This window comes from Streptococcus anginosus subsp. whileyi MAS624, assembly GCF_000478925.1.
GTDB classification, from domain to species: Bacteria; Bacillota; Bacilli; order Lactobacillales; family Streptococcaceae; genus Streptococcus; species Streptococcus whileyi.
Genome location: NZ_AP013072.1, coordinates 620,276 through 635,835, shown reverse-complemented (window position 1 = coordinate 635,835; position 15,560 = coordinate 620,276). Strand labels below are relative to the sequence as shown.

The window sequence follows — 15,560 nt, the reverse complement described above, 5'->3', positions numbered from 1 at the left end:
AATCTTATTACCATTGTAATATAACCCCATGTAAAATCTCTAGATGACCTGAATATGAAAACTTACCAGAAAAGGCGATAGTTATTTCACCAACGCCTTTAACAATTATTCTCATTCGTTTCTATCCTTTAGTGAGGAAATAGAAAGGCTGGCTAAACCAAGTCCAAGCATTGTCAGTGCAGCCTTAGTGTCCACTTTTCCTAAAGCAGATAAAACCACTACAACAATCCCCATGGATACTCCAAGTCCTCTCAACACGGTGTCAACAATATCAGATTTTCTATTTTTCTTGTTTTCTTTCATCACTGTCTGTCCTTGCATCAGCTCATCTACCGATGTATCAAACAGGTCTGCTAATTTAGGAATGGTATTAATATCTGGATAGGATAAATCTCTTTCCCATTTTGAAACAGCCTTATCAGTGACCCCCATCTTTTCAGCCAGTTCTAATTGTGTCATCCCTTTTGCTTTCCTTAATGATGAAATCATCATACCTAGTGTTTGTTTTTTCATCAGATTTTTCCTCCCTCCATTTGCTAATTATATTGTAGCACCTTTTCTTACAAACTCAATCGACCAATAGTTTACTTCTCTCAACTTATAGTTTATCACTGGTTTGTCTGCTTTTTACGCTCCTTATTTGAATTTTTAGAATAAACTAAGCTACAACAAGCAGTCTTGGAAACCAACCTCACTCTTCAACTACATATTATTAGCTAGCCACCTTTTCTACCAAACTCCATGTCTACTCTATCAAAGTAAAGAAGATACTAGCTAAACATACATACGGTCTTATAACTAAATTTCTTAAAAAACACTGAGAGATTAGTAAGTAACAAAAAAAGAGACTGGGACAAAATTATCTCAGTCTCAATCTGTATTAGTAAAAAACTCTTGACGCAGTAGCTGTCGGACTCTTCATTTGCTTTTTAAGCTCAGAAGAGTATCTAAGCAACCTTGCGGTGGTAGGACAGAAGTAAAAATTAAAAATATTTACTTCTGTCCTACCACCTCTTTCTTCACTATTAAAATCCTTCTACATTTGTATAAATCTTTTGGACATCTTCGTCATCTTCCAAAACAGCATACAATTTTTCAAATGTTTCTAAGTCTTCACCTGATAAGGTCACATCAGATTGCGGAATCATTTCCAATTCGGTGACTTGGAATTCTTCTACACCAGATTCACGGAGAGCCGTCAAAGCCTTGTGCAGGTCTGTTGGTGCTGTATAAACTGTAATGCTTCCATCTTCTGCTTCTACATCATCTACGTCTACATCTGCTTCTAACAGTTGTTCAAAAACACTGTCTGCATCGTCTCCTGCAAACACAATCACACCTTTATTATCAAACATATAAGAAACTGAGCCACTTGCTCCCATATTTCCACCGTTTTTACCAAAGGCAGAGCGAACATTGGCTGCCGTACGGTTGACATTTGAAGTTAGTGTATCAACGATGAGCATAGAACCATTTGGTCCAAACCCTTCATAACGCCCCTCTGTAAAGGTTTCGTCTGTGTTTCCTTTTGCCTTATCCAGTGCTTTGTCAATGACATGCTTTGGCACTTGCGCTTGTTTCGCACGTTCAATAACAAATTTCAAAGCTGAGTTCGATTCTGGATCTGGCTCTCCTTTTTTAGCTGCTACATAGATTTCAACACCAAATTTAGCATAAACCTTTGAGTTTGCACCATCTTTGGCAGTCTTTTTTGCCACAATATTGGCCCATTTACGTCCCATTGGATATTCTCCTTTAGATTTTCACTTTTTCAATCTTTCTTATTATATCACAAGTCAGGTTGAATTTCACTAGCAAATTATTGACAATGTCTAGCTCTATAAAATAATTTTGTATCAATCTACTATTATCGGGATTTTCCCAAAATTCTGCTCCTCTAGTTGGGCGTTCCCTAGCTGATAAATACAATCAGCTCGCTGGGTTAAGGAATCCCATGGTTCTTGACCGATGCGACTGATGAAGTCTGTTTTCCCTTTCATCTTTTTAAGATGTTCTCGACCTGCTTGAGTAAAGCCCAAGATATGAATACCGCTAGGCAACTGATCATTTCTTGCACCGACCAAAATATAAGTCAGAATTCGTCTGATTCGTGCTTTCGTATATCGCTTGGTTGCGACTTGTTCGACCAACTCCTCTACGCTATAACTGGTTTTCACTGCTTCCTGCAAGCGCACCGCAAGTTCTTGATTAACCTGATAAAAACTCGTCAAATCGGGATGACTGATAATCTGGTAACGCAGCAAAGGATAGAGTGCTGACCAGGTCACTTTGGGAGACTGAATCAGCAGTTCATGAGCCGGGGTAAATTTCTCCAAAAAATCTGGACAATTAAGACGCTCTCTAAGAGCCGTAGCAGAGGCGTATTTTAAATTTTCTTCTTGTGAATGATAACCAGCTCCCTGACGTTTGATTGGGAGAAGCTCGATAGCCTTATTCGCGCAAGCTTTGGCATAAGAAAGCCCTAAAATATGATTGGGTGTATTGCCTGTGAATTTCACACCAGCAAACTTTTCCCACATTTTCTGCGTTTTCTGTGGATAAGACAAATCATCTGGCAAATCTTGTATGTAGTCCACCATTTTCTGTCGATTATCCCCATAAATCTGTGAAAAGTATTGATAATCTAAGACCTCTTCCGTGCCAAAGGTCAACTTATTCACACTAAGGCGTTCTAAAATATCTACTGCTCCTTGTGCAAAGTAGTCAGCTGACTGAACAGCCACCAAAAATGGTAATTCAACCACCAAATCAGCGCCATTTCGCAGAGCCATTTCCGCGCGTGTCCACTTATCCACAATCGCAGGCTCACCACGTTGGACAAAATTGCCACTCATGGCAACAATTTTCAAACCTTTAGCCTGCTCTAGCAAGTATTTGTGACCATTGTGGAAGGGATTAAATTCTGCGATAATGCCTGTGATGGTCATGTGGTGCTCCTTTTACAACTATTTTTTTCTTTCAGTAATTTCAGCTTCAATCGTTTGTTTAAATATTTTTCTGACTTGAACTGCTAATTTAATTAATTCAACACAAAATATTAGAAATACCACTATTTCAAAAATTATCAGTATTCTTCCTAAAATTGAATTATCTTTTTTATCAAAAAATAACAAAAAAGAAGGCAAAAAAACTAAAACAATGGAAAAAAATGTTAAATTAATAAATTTCTTAAGTAAATGTAAATCTACATTCAATTGTCTCAAAGACCTAATAAACCTATTTTCAGGAAAAAAAGAGTTTACACCAACTATTGCTAAAAATGATCCTGACAAGAAAATAAAAATTTCTTGAAAAGCTGCTGAAATTTCTTTTATATTATTTACATCAGTTATATACACTTTGGCATTCCATAAAAAGAAAACTACTATTATGTAACCAATTTTTAGAATATTTCTTTTAACTATCTTCATTTTCATAATAATTCAAATAATCTTTTTTATTGGCATATGCTTCTTCTAAAAAAGAATATATATCTTCTGTCGAAAATTCATCTATACAATATTTCTTGTAATATTGTAACTTATATTTTACCAAATCAATAACTTCATTATCACCATATATTGAAAGAGAGGTTACTTTCATATTTTGATTTTTACGATATTCTCCTACTAATTTAACAGAATCAATTATAGTTCGCTTACATAAACTTTCACCATGTATAGCAATATCTACACTGTCTCCTTGCATTTTTTTAGCTAACTCTATACCAGAATTGATGCCGTCAACATCATCTGCAAAAAGAGATAATTGTTTTGGAATCGAAACATTTAAAACAAAGTCGTGAATTTGATTAAGACTATCAAGTTTTTTTAAACCATTTTCATCTTTAATAAGTGAAAATTTGAATGCACTATCGTCAATATTAAGTTTTTGAGAAATAAATATTTGAAAATCTTTTATATTTATTTGTCCTTGACCTCGTTTCTGCACTAATATTCCAGATTTAAAATTATAAAGAAATTGAGCATCTTTAGCTAATCCTTGTGTCTCTTCTTTATCAATAATACTTCTTTCCTGAGTTTCAACATCATCTAATTTAACTTCCTCAAGAGTATCAACTTTAGCGATTGTAAATAAGACGTATTCCTCCTTTTTGACAATATCATGTTTGATATAGTAGCTAAAATCAGAAATTGTTTCTGTTTTAATTTTTTTTTGATTTGCTAACTTTGAAAAATAGCTATTTATCTTTTGTCTAATTTCAAAATTTGAATTTAATTGATAAAAATAACATTTTAACTCTTTGGTACTAACCATAAAACATTCCTTTACAAATTCATACAAGATTCTTTTATTAATTCAAAAAATGGCTAAAATTACTACTTTTCCGTCAAAGATATCAATATCATCAATTCTAAAATAATTTTGTTGCTTAAGTAAAGCGCTCAGGGTACCAAAAACTGAAAAAGTATCCATATACCTTAGTATATATATAAATGTATCCGCATAAAAGAAGCAATATTATCAATTAATAATTTCCCATGCTTCTCGACTTAGGTGAAGCAATATTTATTGCTCCCTTTATTGACTTAGAGCTATGTTGACCTTTTTTTATAATTCCTTGTAATATTGAATTGAAAGTATCATAGCTAAGTTTATTGGGAATTCTTAATTTAATTTTAATAGCTGTACCTGGAAAGACTAGATTTCCCCGTAAATATTCAATACCATTTTTAGTTGCTATAGCCCCCCTGGACACAATAACATATTGACCTTTTAAAACTTTACAGAGTTCTGTAATAGCATATAGCCCATAACCTGAATTAAGGTATTCCGTTTTTTCACCTTCGCGTAGATGTGACTTATCTACGATACCAGCAGTTATACCAGGTTCTAAAGCTAGTCGTATCGCTTCAACATCGTCTAATACTTGAAATTTACTTGTAGAGTTTAAACTTTCTCGAAAACCTCTTCCATAATCAATTAAAGCAATCTCGGCTTCAATATAATCATCATGTACCCAATGCTGTGAGCAGTGCCACCCCTCAAGACATTGGGAATGTTCCGGAATATTTCTGAATAATTCAGAAATAATATACTCTAAAATTCTATATACCTTATCATTACCAGCAGATAATACATTAGAAATTTTTTTAGAGACATTTTCAACTATATTATCCTCAGCTCGATAATAAGTATCCAATGGTGTCTTCATAATAGGAGTGAAAGAACCTGAAAAATCCTTGTTTCTATTATCAATGTTTTTGTCACTTTCAGCAAAATGGAAGAAATTATTATTCTTCGCATAACTAGCTGATTGCTTTCCCTCATCATTAATTTCACTTATCACATGATACTCTTGGCTATTCAAAAAGGATGCAACTAGTGCTCCTACAAAAGGAGTTAAAAATTTGATATCATAAATCAGTTTAACCTCCTTATCAGTTGGGTCTAACTCTAAGAGACTATTAATATAGTATCTATATTGAGCTTCGTGTCTATCTATTCTTAATTCTTGCATCGCTAGATTCCTTTCACTCGTGCACAACCAACAATTCGCTAATAATTATAGAAATTAATTCAGAGAATACCTACTTCAACTTAATACTTCTATTATACCACAGCAAACTAACCACAAAAGAAAAAGCCCACCATTTTCGAGAAGCTTTCTTTCCCCCTACTTCTCACACACAAAGAACCAACGCTTGCTTGTTTCTATTGGTGCTTGGTCTTCAAAATCTGCATAGACCTTAACAGTTTTAAATCCAGCTTGTTCTAGTAAAATATCATAGGTCAGAATTTCGTACGTGCGTTCTTCGTGGACTTCGTCGTAACGTGTGAAGCGCCCGTCTTCGTCTTGCAAGAAGAAGGTCAACTCATGCACAACTGAATGGGGCGCCTCATCGGCGTATGTATCCCAAACCATGGCAAATTCATCAGCATTTTCATGGTAAGAATAACCAGGAAAAACGGTATCAGTTTGGTAAGTTGAGTGCACATCAAAAATGAAAACGCCACCTTCATTCAAGCAGTTGTAAACTTGCTGAAAGACATCACCGACTTCAACTTCATCGGCCATGTAGCAAATTGAATCAGAGTAACAAGTCACCAAGTCGTATTTCCCAGCATGCGATAAATCAAGCATGTTCCCCTGTTTGAATTCCATGGCTTCACCTGCTTCTTTGGCACGTTTACGAGCGATTTCAAGCATCTCGTCACTCAAATCAAGTCCTGCCACATCAAAGCCAGCTTTGGCAAAGCGTACGGATTGAATTCCTGTTCCACAAGCTAATTCTAAGAGCTTTTTCTTATTTTTTGGAAAATGGCGGAGCGAAAAATCGGTCCATTTATCATAAAGATTATCATCCATAATAGCATCATAGACTGATGCGAAGGTTTCATAAGTTGTCATACATTAAATCGCACCGAAACGGCACTTGTCCTTTCTAGTCATTGAAAGGCCGAGGAATTTCCCCAGCCTTACCCTTTATTTGTTTCCAACAAAGCAGCAACATCAACACCTGTTGCTTCATGCCAAAGTTTTTCAAGGTTGTAGTGATTCCGCATTTCCTCAGAAAAAATATGAACAACCACCTCGCCTAGATCCAAAAGCACCCAGCCTCCAGCAGAGTCTCCTTCTACATGGCTAGCTGATTGCCCTGCTTCTGTGACTTTTTCACGAATATTATCAGCAATCGCTTCTAGTTGACGGCTATTCATAGAGCTGGCAATGACAAAATAGTCTGTCATCGTCGTCAATCCTTGCAAATCTAGCACAGTAATGTCTTCTGCTCGTTTTTCATCAGCTGCCTTGACAACCAATTCTAGTAATTCTTTTTTATCCATTTAATCCTCTTTTAAAATTTCTTCTAAGTCCGCCACTTGGGCAAAACGTCCATTCCAAGTGTTTTCATAGTGCTGCATTAATTGTTCTGCTGTAATTTCTCTTTCAGCAAAGGTGGTCGTGCCATTTTTAACAACTGCCAAATTATAGCCAAATTCAAACGCCACCTTAACAGTCGTATCAATGCAATAATTCGTTGCCATGCCAATGATAATCAGCCGCTCAATAGCTTGGCTATCCAGATAAGTCTGTAAATGAGTTTCTTTAAAAGCACTATTATAATGCTTATCAAAGATTTTCTCGTCAGCTTCTGGAGCAATAGCTCCGTAAATTTCCCAGCCATGGCTTCCTGTCAGTAATTCGTCGTCATTGTGGCGGACGTAAATCACCTCAATGTTTTTCTCACGACAAGTGGCGATTGCTTTTTGCCAGACAGACAAGCAGTTATCAACAGCATACAGTTTAGCCTCTATCAAGGCTGTTTGAATATCAATCACTAACAGAGCTGTTTTCATTTATCATCTTTCATAAAGCCAACATACGCATTATAAGTCTCAATAGTTTGTGGGAAGATAGGCAAGCCCTTGTGTGCCAAGTGTTCCACTGTATGTGCCGTTTCATAAGCCACAGCTTGATTGAGCGAAACGTGAGCAATTTCACGCGCCCGCTCCACTCCTGGAAAGTTCCGATTAGGCTCGATATAATCCGCAACATAAACGACCTTGTCCAAATCCGACATCTGAGCAGAACCTACAGTATGAATCTCAATAGCTCGTAAAATTTCTGGATCTGTCAACCCTAAATCTTCCTGAATTTTATAAATGCCGACCATGCCATGCCAGACATTATTTCCCCAATCTTTCAACGCTGGATTCAGAGCATACTTATCAATCAGCGCCAGAAATTCTTCGTCAGAGAGCTTTTTCGCATAATCATGGAGCAGACCTGCCAAACCAGCTTTTTCTACATCTACTCCGAAGCGCTCTGCCAAGTCAATCGCTGCTTGTTCCACTCCCAGACAATGTTTAAAACGTTTCTCTGGTAAAAGCTGCTGCATTTTGACTAAAAGTTGCTCACGAGAAATTCCCACATAAGTTTCATATCCCATTGTAAAGCCCTTCTTTCTCAATATAGTCTAAAACTGGCTTGGGTAGGAGAAAATTCGGCGTCCGACCTTGAGCCAGAAAAGCTCGAACCATACTCGAAGAAATATCCATCAACGGCACATCTACCCAGATAACTGGATAAGATGTTCCTGCTTTATAGCGGGGGCGCTGAACCCCAACAAATTGAACCAAATCGACTAATTCGTCAATCCGATGCCACTTGGGAAGGTAATCTACCATATCCGCTCCGATGATGAAATAATAATCTGTATCTGGATGTTTTTCCGTCAAAAATTTCATCGTATCATAGGTGTAACTAATCCCTTTTCTCTCCAGCTCAATGGTTTCAATTCCCAGACCTTCAATGCCTTCAATTGCCAACTCCAGCATTTTCAGTCGGTGCTTCTCATCAATCGTTGATTTTTTATCAACATGTGGTGGCTCATACTCAGGCATCAGCAAGACCTGATCTAAACATAATTGCTGACGAACTTGATCAGCTACGACCAAATGGGCATTGTGAACTGGATTGAAATTTCCACCTAAAATCCCAACTTGCTTTCTTTTTTTTGCTTTTACTTCTGGTTCCAACTTCACCTTGGTGAAAGGAGTCAGTAATTCAATTGCCATAGGCTACTTCCTCTAAATTTCTTTTACCTTTACTGAAATTTTGCGGTTTTCCTTTTTGCTAGACTGCTTGTACAAAATCAAAATACGACCAATTTTTTGAACAGTGTCCACGCCGATTTCTTCTTCGAGAATTTCTGCTACTTCATGAATATTCTCATCTGTATTTTGCAGAAGAGTCACTTTAATCAATTCTCTAGCATCTAGAGCTTGACGGACACTTGTTTTAATCTGGTCGTTGAGGCCGTTTTTGCCAATCTGAATGATTGGTTTGAGACTGTGAGCTTGACTATTTAAAAAAGCTCGCTGTTTAGATGTTAATGACATAGATTCCTCTTTTGTTTCTTATTTCGTTTGTCTTCTCTTTATTTTTCTAACAGCCATTTCTTCTTAGATAATGGCTTTGCGGGTCACCACTGCTACTTCCTCTGGCGCCCAAACTGCAATCTGTGCTGGTCCTATCACACGAATCCAGCCCAAACCTGAAAAGACTACATCTGTTTTGGTTTCAATTTTCAACTCATGCTTGACTAGCTGCGGAAAATCTGCCACTTCTTTTTTAGAGGGCGGTGTTAGCAAAGAACCAACATGCTTTTCATAAAATTCTCCCGCTCCCGCAAGTTTGGTGCGGTGCAATTGGAGTTCATTGTCAAAATAAGCAGTAAAACCTTGTTTGTTACCCGACACAAAATCAAAGCGTCCCAAGCCTCCTAAAAAGAGGGTTTGTTCAGGATTGAGTTGGTAAGTTTTGGGCTTGATTTCCTTTTTCGGGCTGACATATTTGAGATTTTTAGCAGATAAATAATGAGCCATTTGGTGGCGGTGGATAATTCCAGGTGTGTCGTAGATATGACTACCATCAACCAGAGGAATCTCAATCTTATCCAAAGTAGTGCCAGGAAAACGGGAAGTGGTGATAATGTCCTTATCCCCAGTGATTTCCTGAATAATAGCATTGATTAGCGTTGACTTACCAACATTAGTTACACCGACCACATAGACATCTCGGCCTTTCCGATATTGCTCAATCTTTTCAATTAGTTCTTTAATGGCTTGCTTGTTTTGAGCTGAAGTCAGAACCACATCAACAGGACGCAGACCCTCCTCGTGAGCCCTCTCTGTCAACCATTGGGTCACTTTGCTAGTCTTAACAGACTTGGGAAGAATATCTTTTTTATTCCCAACTAACAGCACATCATTACCAGCCACAAAGCGTGGTAAACCTGGAATGACCGAACCATTAAAATCAAAAATATCTACTACATTGACTACGAGAGCATTACTGTCACCCACTTCGTGGAGAAGTCTAAGAAAATCATCGTCTGTCAGCTGCACATCAGTAATTTCGTTGTAGTGACGGAGACGAAAACAGCGCTGGCAGTACAGTTCGCCTGTCTCCAGTCCCTTTTCCAAAGCGGACTGAGGAGTATAGCCCATCTTGTCCTTGTGTTTTGTCTGAATCGGTGCTCCACACCCAATACAGAGAATATCTTCCATGTTTAAATTCCTTTTTTGTATTCAATCATTCCATATTTTTTAGTGATTTTTTTCAAAACTCTCCGCTCACGCGCCCGATTAATCTGAGTTTTTATTGAATCATGCTCAACCAGCGGCTTGACCAAAATCGAACGAATTCCAGCCCTGTGAGCAGCTCGAATATCTGTCATAAGCTGATCGCCTACCATGACCACTTCGTTTTTCTCAAAATGGAATTCCTTTAACGCACGATTAATCCCCCAAGTAAAAGGCTTCATAGACCAACAAACATAATCAATTCCAAATTTTTCAACTGCTCGCTTCACTCGTTTTTTGGTATTATTAGATACCACAATGATTCGAATCCCTGCATCTCGCACATCGTGAAGCCACTGCTTCATTTCTGGTGTTCCATCGGGATTGTTCCATGCGATAAGAGTATTATCTAAATCCACCAAAACAGCCTTGATACCGTGTTTTCTTAAACTTTCAACTGTCAAATCATAAACTGCCTCAATCGCAAAATCAGGCATGTAGTTTTCAATTGCCACATTTCTCTCCAAACATTATACTTCTACCTATTTTAACATAAAAAAAAGGTTTTCGCACCCTAGATCTTTTCATCGATTTTATGTACAATTTGCCAAAAAATGTTTAAAAATGTTATAGTAAGAATAGAGAATTTAACACGGAGGAACTTATGGCAAATACGAGTAAGAAAATGACTGCCGTCTCCCCTCTTTTACAAAAATTTATCAACTGGGCTTCTATTGTTGGAGCAGTTGGAACAGTAATTTTCTGTATCTGGGCCTATTATACTGGCATTTTACAATCTAAAGAAACCCTGTCCGCCTTTATTAAGCAGGCTGGATTTTGGGGACCACCACTTTTTATTTTCCTGCAAATCCTACAGACAGTTGTTCCTATTATTCCTGGAGCTTTGACTTCGGTTGCTGGTGTTTTTATTTATGGTCATATCATTGGAACCATTTATAATTATGTTGGAATTGTCATCGGCTGTGCTATTATTTTTTACCTAGCACGTACCTACGGACCCGCTTTTGTCCAATCGGTCGTCAGCAAACACACCTACGACAGGTATATCGGTTGGCTGGACGAGGACAATCGTTTTGAACGTTTTTTCATCTTTATGATGATTTGGCCTATCAGTCCAGCAGACTTCCTCTGTATGCTGGCTGCTCTTACGAAAATGACTTTTAAAAAATATATGATTATTATTGTCTTGTGCAAACCCATCACGCTTGTCATCTATACTTACGGTTTGACATACATCATCGACTTCTTTTGGCAATTATTTTCAAAATGAAAGACAGAGCAATGCGATTCGCTCTGCCTTTTATAAGATTCCTTTCCTTTTTTCTAATATCAAATCTTTTATAGAAATCAAGGCAACTGCTGATAAAATCATAAACATACCAGCAAAATCTACGAGATAAAATTGCTCGTGCATAATGAGAAAGGCAAAAAATACAGCCGATATAGGCTCAACAGCCGCTAGAAGGCTTGATTTTACAGGTCCGACTAAACTGGTTCCTTTGAGAAATAGTGTATAGGCGAGAATTGTCCCCACTAAAATAATCCCAGCTAAAGCTAGATACACTTCCATGGATAATCGCCAATGAAAATGCAAGATACCGCTGAATGGTGTCAGAACAAGGCCTGCGAACATCATCCCCACTCCAATCACCGGAATACTGCCCCATGTCTTTATCAACTGAATCGGAATAAGAATATACAAAGCGTAAGTGAATGCCGCAAACAGTCCCCAGAACAGTCCTGCAGGCGTGACAGATAAGTGATTGAGTTGTCCATGAGTGGCAATCAAAAAAGTACCACCAACCGCTAATATCATAGACAATACTTCTGTCACAGTAGGTGCAACACGGTCTTTGAGACAAGTGTAAGCAAGGATTCCAACCGGACAGACATATTGTAAAACAGTAGCCGTTCCTGCATTGCTTTCGTAAATAGACTTCAAATAAGAAAATTGATTGAGCAACAATCCTAACAAAGCAAACAGTGCTAAAGACATTATTGCTTTTCGGTCTTTTATCATTTCAATCAATTTTCTACGATTAGCTAGCACCATATACAATACCAACAAAGCCCCTGCGATTAGAAGTCGGACATTTGTTAAAACTAAAACCGGAAATCCATGCGCCATCAAGTATTGACCACTCGTCCCAGACAAGCCCCATGCAATTCCCGCTATTAACGTTAAAATGGTTCCTTTGGTTATTTTTGACATATCTTACCCCTAAACTTTTCCATTTTATGATTATATCACAAAAAATCAGCCAAAACGACTGATTTTTTAGATTTTACAACTTCGCCAATTCCTCATTAAGCAGCTTTTGAGCTACTTGTGGATTGGCTTGACCTTTGGTAGCTTTCATGAGCTGACCAATCAGGGATTTGGCTGCATTTTTGTTACCACCCTTGTAGTCGTTGATGGCTTTTTCATTGTTAGCAAAAACGTCCTGAATGATTGGAAATAGCTGCGCTGGATCAGAAATCTGCACCAAGCCAGCTTTTTCAACGTATTCCTTGGCTGAACCACCATTTTTCGCCAAATGAACAAAGACTTTTTTGGCAATTTTAGAGGAAATCGTACCGTCTGCCACCAAACTCAACATTTCAGTCAAGTTGACTGGTGTCAAATCGATTTCTTCAATGGTTTTACCTTCCACATTGAGGTACTGAGCGACCTCACCTTGGAGCCAGTTTGACACAGATTTTGCGTCTCCGCCCGCTGTCACTGCAGCTTCAAAGAAATCTGAGATGTTCTTCGTTGCTGTTAATTGCTTGGCATCATAGTCTGACAATCCAAAATCTGCCTTGTACTTAGCCCGACGTTCTTTTGGAAAGGCTGGTAAATCTGAACGCACCGCCTCAATCCAGCTGTCATCAATCTCAAAGTTTGGTAAATCTGGCTCTGGGAAATAACGATAATCAGCTGAACCTTCCTTGACCCGCATCAAAAGAGTTTCACCTGTTGCTTCATCGTAACGGCGAGTTTCTTGACGAATCTGACCACCGCTACGCAAAATCTCAGCCTGACGTTTTTCCTCAAAAACCAAGCCCTTGCGAACAAAATTGAAGGAATTAAGATTTTTCAATTCTGTCTTGGTTCCAAACTCTTCTTGGCCATAAGGACGGATAGAAATATTGGCATCCACGCGCATGGAGCCTTCTTCCATTTTGACGTCAGAAATACCCGTATACTGGATAATTTCTTTGAGCGCCGTTAAGTAAGCGTAAGCTTCTTCTGGACTGCGCATATCAGCTTCTGAAACAATCTCAATCAAAGGCACCCCTTGACGATTAAGGTCAACATAAGAATAACCATCGCTGCCATGAGTGTTCTTGCCAGCGTCCTCTTCCAAATGAGCCCGCTCAATGCGAATTTTCTTAGTCGTACCGTCTTCTAGTTCAATCTCAATCCAGCCATTGTAGCCAATCGGCTCATCAAATTGAGAAATTTGATAGGCTTTAGGATTATCTGGATAAAAATAATTCTTGCGGTCAAAGTGCATTTTTTGATGAATATCCATATTGAGCGCCAGAGCAGCTTTGATACCGTAATCAATAACTCCCTTGTTCATCACTGGCAGGACACCTGGGAAAGACCAGTCAATGATATTGGTGTTGGTATTTGGATCTTCTCCGAAATGAGCTGGTGCTGGTGAGAAAATTTTTGAATTTGTTTTTAATTCAACGTGGACTTCTAGTCCAATAATCGTTTCAAAGTTCATTATTTTTCACCTCCAAAAATGACTGGTTTTTGCTTGTGGTAGTCTGTCGTTGCTTCAAAAGCAGCTGCTACTTGGTAAATCGTCTCTTCATCAAAATGATTTCCAATCAATTGCAGCCCAACCGGCAGACCATCCGCAAAGCCTGCTGGAATGGAAATGCCAGGAAGCCCTGCTAAATTGACCGGAATGGTCAAAAGGTCAGCCAAATACATAGCTACTGGATCGTGACTTTGAGTTCCTAAATCGTAAGCAACCGTCGGCGCAGTTGGTCCCAAAATCAAGTCATACTTTTCAAAGACCTTGGCAAAATCCTGCATAATGAGCGTCCGAACTTGACCTGCTTTCTTGAAATAAGCATCGTAATAACCAGAAGATAGACTAAACGTTCCGAGCATAATCCGGCGCTTCACTTCCTCACCGAAACCTTGGCTACGAGACTTGACATAAACATCTTCTAAGTTTTCAATCTCATCTGCCCGATAGCCATAACGAATCCCGTCAAAACGTTGCAAGTTAGAGCTGGCTTCAGAAGAAGCGATGATATAATAGACTGCTACCCCGTATTTGCTGTGGGGCAGGCTAACTTCTTCAACAATCGCTCCCAAACTTTCCAGATGCTTGGCAGCCGCTAAAATGCGTTCCTTGACTTTTTCATCAATCCCGTCGCCCATATATTCTTTCGGAAGAGCAATTTTCAATCCTTTAATATCTTGACCAATCTTACTAGTGAAATCAGGAACAGTTCGTTGAGAAGAGGTTGAGTCTTTTTTATCATTTCCTGCAATTACGCCCAAAAGCTGAGCATTTTCTTTAACCGTCCGAGAAAAAGGTCCAATTTGATCCAACGAGCTCCCAAAAGCAATGAGTCCAAAACGAGAAACACGCCCATAAGTTGGCTTCAGTCCGACCACTCCATTAAAGGAAGCTGGCTGACGGATCGAACCACCGGTATCAGAACCTAGAGACAGGCGAACTTGACCAGAAGCAACTGCTGTCGCTGAACCACCAGATGAACCACCGGGAACTTTTGTAGCGTCCCAAGCATTTTTCGTAGTCTTAAAATAAGAATTTTCACTGGAGCCGCCCATGGCAAATTCATCCATATTGGTCTTACCAATGACAATCATATCTTTCTCATGGAGTTTTTCTACACTGGTTGCATCAAAAATTGGTTTATAATTGTAAAGAATTTTTGACGCAGCTGTCGTTAAAATCCCCTTAGTAGAAATATTGTCCTTAACAGCCAGTGGAATCCCGCTCATAAAATTATCTGCATCAATTCCCTTCGCGTCTACTGCTGCTGCCTGTGCCAATGCTTCTTCTTCACTAATCGTAATAAAGCTATCAACGGAACTTTCTCGACTCTTAATATCTTCCAGAGTAGCTTTCGTCAGCTCAACTGCTGAAAGTTCCTTTTTGACAAGGAGATCATGCAATTCTTCAATTGTTTTTTGGTTTAAAGTCATTAGGCATCTCCTCCGTCATCTAGAATAGCAGGCACTTTGATATAGCCTCGCTCCTTTTCAGGAACATTTTGGAAAAGTTCTTCTCGATTCCAACCTGCAACTGCTACATCTTCACGCATATAGTTAACATTTTCTGCAACATTTGATGTAAAAGGCACACCAGTCGTATCAACTTCATTTAACAACTCCACCATGTCCACAATTTTTGACAAAGTTGTCGCAAATTCTGCCGTTTCTTCAGGTGAAAAAGCTAGTTTTGACAAGTGGGCAACATGCGTTACTTCCTCTTGAGTAATTTTCATCT

Annotated in this window: 19 protein-coding genes; 1 reads left to right on the top strand and 18 read right to left on the bottom strand. The window is 38.5% G+C overall.

What is annotated here, in order from left to right; genetic code table 11:
* Positions 1 to 111: 111 nt before the first annotated feature.
* The 14 genes from ANG_RS03220 to ANG_RS03155 all read right to left on the bottom strand — a co-directional run bounded on the left by ANG_RS03220 (position 112) and on the right by ANG_RS03155 (position 10,565).
* Positions 112 to 513: a helix-turn-helix domain-containing protein gene (locus tag ANG_RS03220; protein WP_003035580.1), complete on the bottom strand. Its 402-nt coding sequence runs from the start codon at positions 511 to 513 to the stop codon at positions 112 to 114.
* Positions 514 to 1,025: 512 nt separating this feature from the next.
* Complete coding sequence (locus ANG_RS03215) at positions 1,026 to 1,742, bottom strand: YebC/PmpR family DNA-binding transcriptional regulator (protein WP_003026093.1); 717 nt, start codon at positions 1,740 to 1,742, stop codon at positions 1,026 to 1,028.
* A gap of 114 nt (positions 1,743 to 1,856) precedes the next feature.
* Complete coding sequence (locus tag ANG_RS03210; protein WP_003035566.1) at positions 1,857 to 2,948, bottom strand: nucleotidyltransferase; 1,092 nt, start codon at positions 2,946 to 2,948, stop codon at positions 1,857 to 1,859.
* Between the two features lie 18 nt (positions 2,949 to 2,966).
* On the bottom strand, positions 2,967 to 3,431 hold the full coding sequence (locus ANG_RS03205; protein ID WP_126467531.1) for a hypothetical protein: 465 nt from the start codon (positions 3,429 to 3,431) through the stop codon (positions 2,967 to 2,969).
* On the bottom strand, positions 3,418 to 4,278 hold the full coding sequence (locus ANG_RS03200) for a hypothetical protein (RefSeq protein WP_003035585.1): 861 nt from the start codon (positions 4,276 to 4,278) through the stop codon (positions 3,418 to 3,420). Before ANG_RS03200 ends, ANG_RS03205 begins: the two co-directional genes overlap by 14 nt.
* A gap of 211 nt (positions 4,279 to 4,489) precedes the next feature.
* Positions 4,490 to 5,482 carry a hypothetical protein gene (locus ANG_RS03195; protein WP_020999781.1) on the bottom strand — a complete coding sequence of 331 codons (993 nt, stop codon included), beginning with the start codon at positions 5,480 to 5,482 and terminating at the stop codon, positions 4,490 to 4,492.
* Positions 5,483 to 5,638: 156 nt separating this feature from the next.
* The gene (locus ANG_RS03190) at positions 5,639 to 6,373 is read right to left on the bottom strand and encodes a class I SAM-dependent DNA methyltransferase (protein WP_003035486.1); all 735 of its coding nucleotides are present in this window, start codon (positions 6,371 to 6,373) and stop codon (positions 5,639 to 5,641) included.
* A gap of 68 nt (positions 6,374 to 6,441) precedes the next feature.
* Complete coding sequence (gene rsfS / locus ANG_RS03185) at positions 6,442 to 6,807, bottom strand: ribosome silencing factor (RefSeq protein WP_003035447.1); 366 nt, start codon at positions 6,805 to 6,807, stop codon at positions 6,442 to 6,444.
* Positions 6,808 to 7,320 carry a cysteine hydrolase family protein gene (locus ANG_RS03180; RefSeq protein ID WP_003035540.1) on the bottom strand — a complete coding sequence of 171 codons (513 nt, stop codon included), beginning with the start codon at positions 7,318 to 7,320 and terminating at the stop codon, positions 6,808 to 6,810.
* Positions 7,317 to 7,913 carry a bis(5'-nucleosyl)-tetraphosphatase (symmetrical) YqeK gene (gene yqeK / locus ANG_RS03175; protein ID WP_003035490.1) on the bottom strand — a complete coding sequence of 199 codons (597 nt, stop codon included), beginning with the start codon at positions 7,911 to 7,913 and terminating at the stop codon, positions 7,317 to 7,319. Before yqeK ends, ANG_RS03180 begins: the two co-directional genes overlap by 4 nt.
* Complete coding sequence (locus ANG_RS03170) at positions 7,903 to 8,541, bottom strand: nicotinate-nucleotide adenylyltransferase (protein WP_003035578.1); 639 nt, start codon at positions 8,539 to 8,541, stop codon at positions 7,903 to 7,905. Before ANG_RS03170 ends, yqeK begins: the two co-directional genes overlap by 11 nt.
* Positions 8,542 to 8,553: 12 nt before the next feature.
* On the bottom strand, positions 8,554 to 8,865 hold the full coding sequence (gene yhbY / locus ANG_RS03165) for a ribosome assembly RNA-binding protein YhbY (RefSeq protein ID WP_003039538.1): 312 nt from the start codon (positions 8,863 to 8,865) through the stop codon (positions 8,554 to 8,556).
* 63 nt (positions 8,866 to 8,928) lie between these two features.
* Complete coding sequence (gene yqeH, locus ANG_RS03160) at positions 8,929 to 10,035, bottom strand: ribosome biogenesis GTPase YqeH (protein ID WP_020999404.1); 1,107 nt, start codon at positions 10,033 to 10,035, stop codon at positions 8,929 to 8,931.
* Between the two features lie 2 nt (positions 10,036 to 10,037).
* Positions 10,038 to 10,565 (bottom strand): YqeG family HAD IIIA-type phosphatase, encoded by a 528-nt coding sequence (locus tag ANG_RS03155; protein ID WP_006268360.1) that lies wholly within the window; start codon positions 10,563 to 10,565, stop codon positions 10,038 to 10,040.
* Between the two features lie 149 nt (positions 10,566 to 10,714).
* Here ANG_RS03155 and ANG_RS03150 point away from each other — a divergent pair, with 149 nt between their 5' ends.
* A complete protein-coding gene (locus ANG_RS03150) occupies positions 10,715 to 11,341 on the top strand; it encodes a TVP38/TMEM64 family protein (RefSeq protein ID WP_006268538.1) in 627 nt (208 codons plus the stop codon).
* A gap of 30 nt (positions 11,342 to 11,371) precedes the next feature.
* Here the strand turns inward: ANG_RS03150 and ANG_RS03145 are convergent, their stop codons facing one another.
* From ANG_RS03145 to gatC, 4 genes are all read right to left on the bottom strand, one after another.
* Positions 11,372 to 12,283: a DMT family transporter gene (locus tag ANG_RS03145; protein ID WP_020999783.1), complete on the bottom strand. Its 912-nt coding sequence runs from the start codon at positions 12,281 to 12,283 to the stop codon at positions 11,372 to 11,374.
* Positions 12,284 to 12,356: 73 nt separating this feature from the next.
* Positions 12,357 to 13,790, bottom strand: coding sequence for an Asp-tRNA(Asn)/Glu-tRNA(Gln) amidotransferase subunit GatB (gatB, locus tag ANG_RS03140; RefSeq protein WP_025271657.1), 1,434 nt, complete (start codon positions 13,788 to 13,790; stop codon positions 12,357 to 12,359).
* The gene (gatA, locus tag ANG_RS03135; RefSeq protein ID WP_003035492.1) at positions 13,790 to 15,256 is read right to left on the bottom strand and encodes an Asp-tRNA(Asn)/Glu-tRNA(Gln) amidotransferase subunit GatA; all 1,467 of its coding nucleotides are present in this window, start codon (positions 15,254 to 15,256) and stop codon (positions 13,790 to 13,792) included. Before gatA ends, gatB begins: the two co-directional genes overlap by 1 nt.
* A complete protein-coding gene (gene gatC, locus ANG_RS03130; protein ID WP_003026120.1) occupies positions 15,256 to 15,558 on the bottom strand; it encodes an Asp-tRNA(Asn)/Glu-tRNA(Gln) amidotransferase subunit GatC in 303 nt (100 codons plus the stop codon). The genes gatA and gatC overlap by 1 nt, the downstream gene beginning before the upstream one ends.
* Positions 15,559 to 15,560 lie beyond the last annotated feature (2 nt).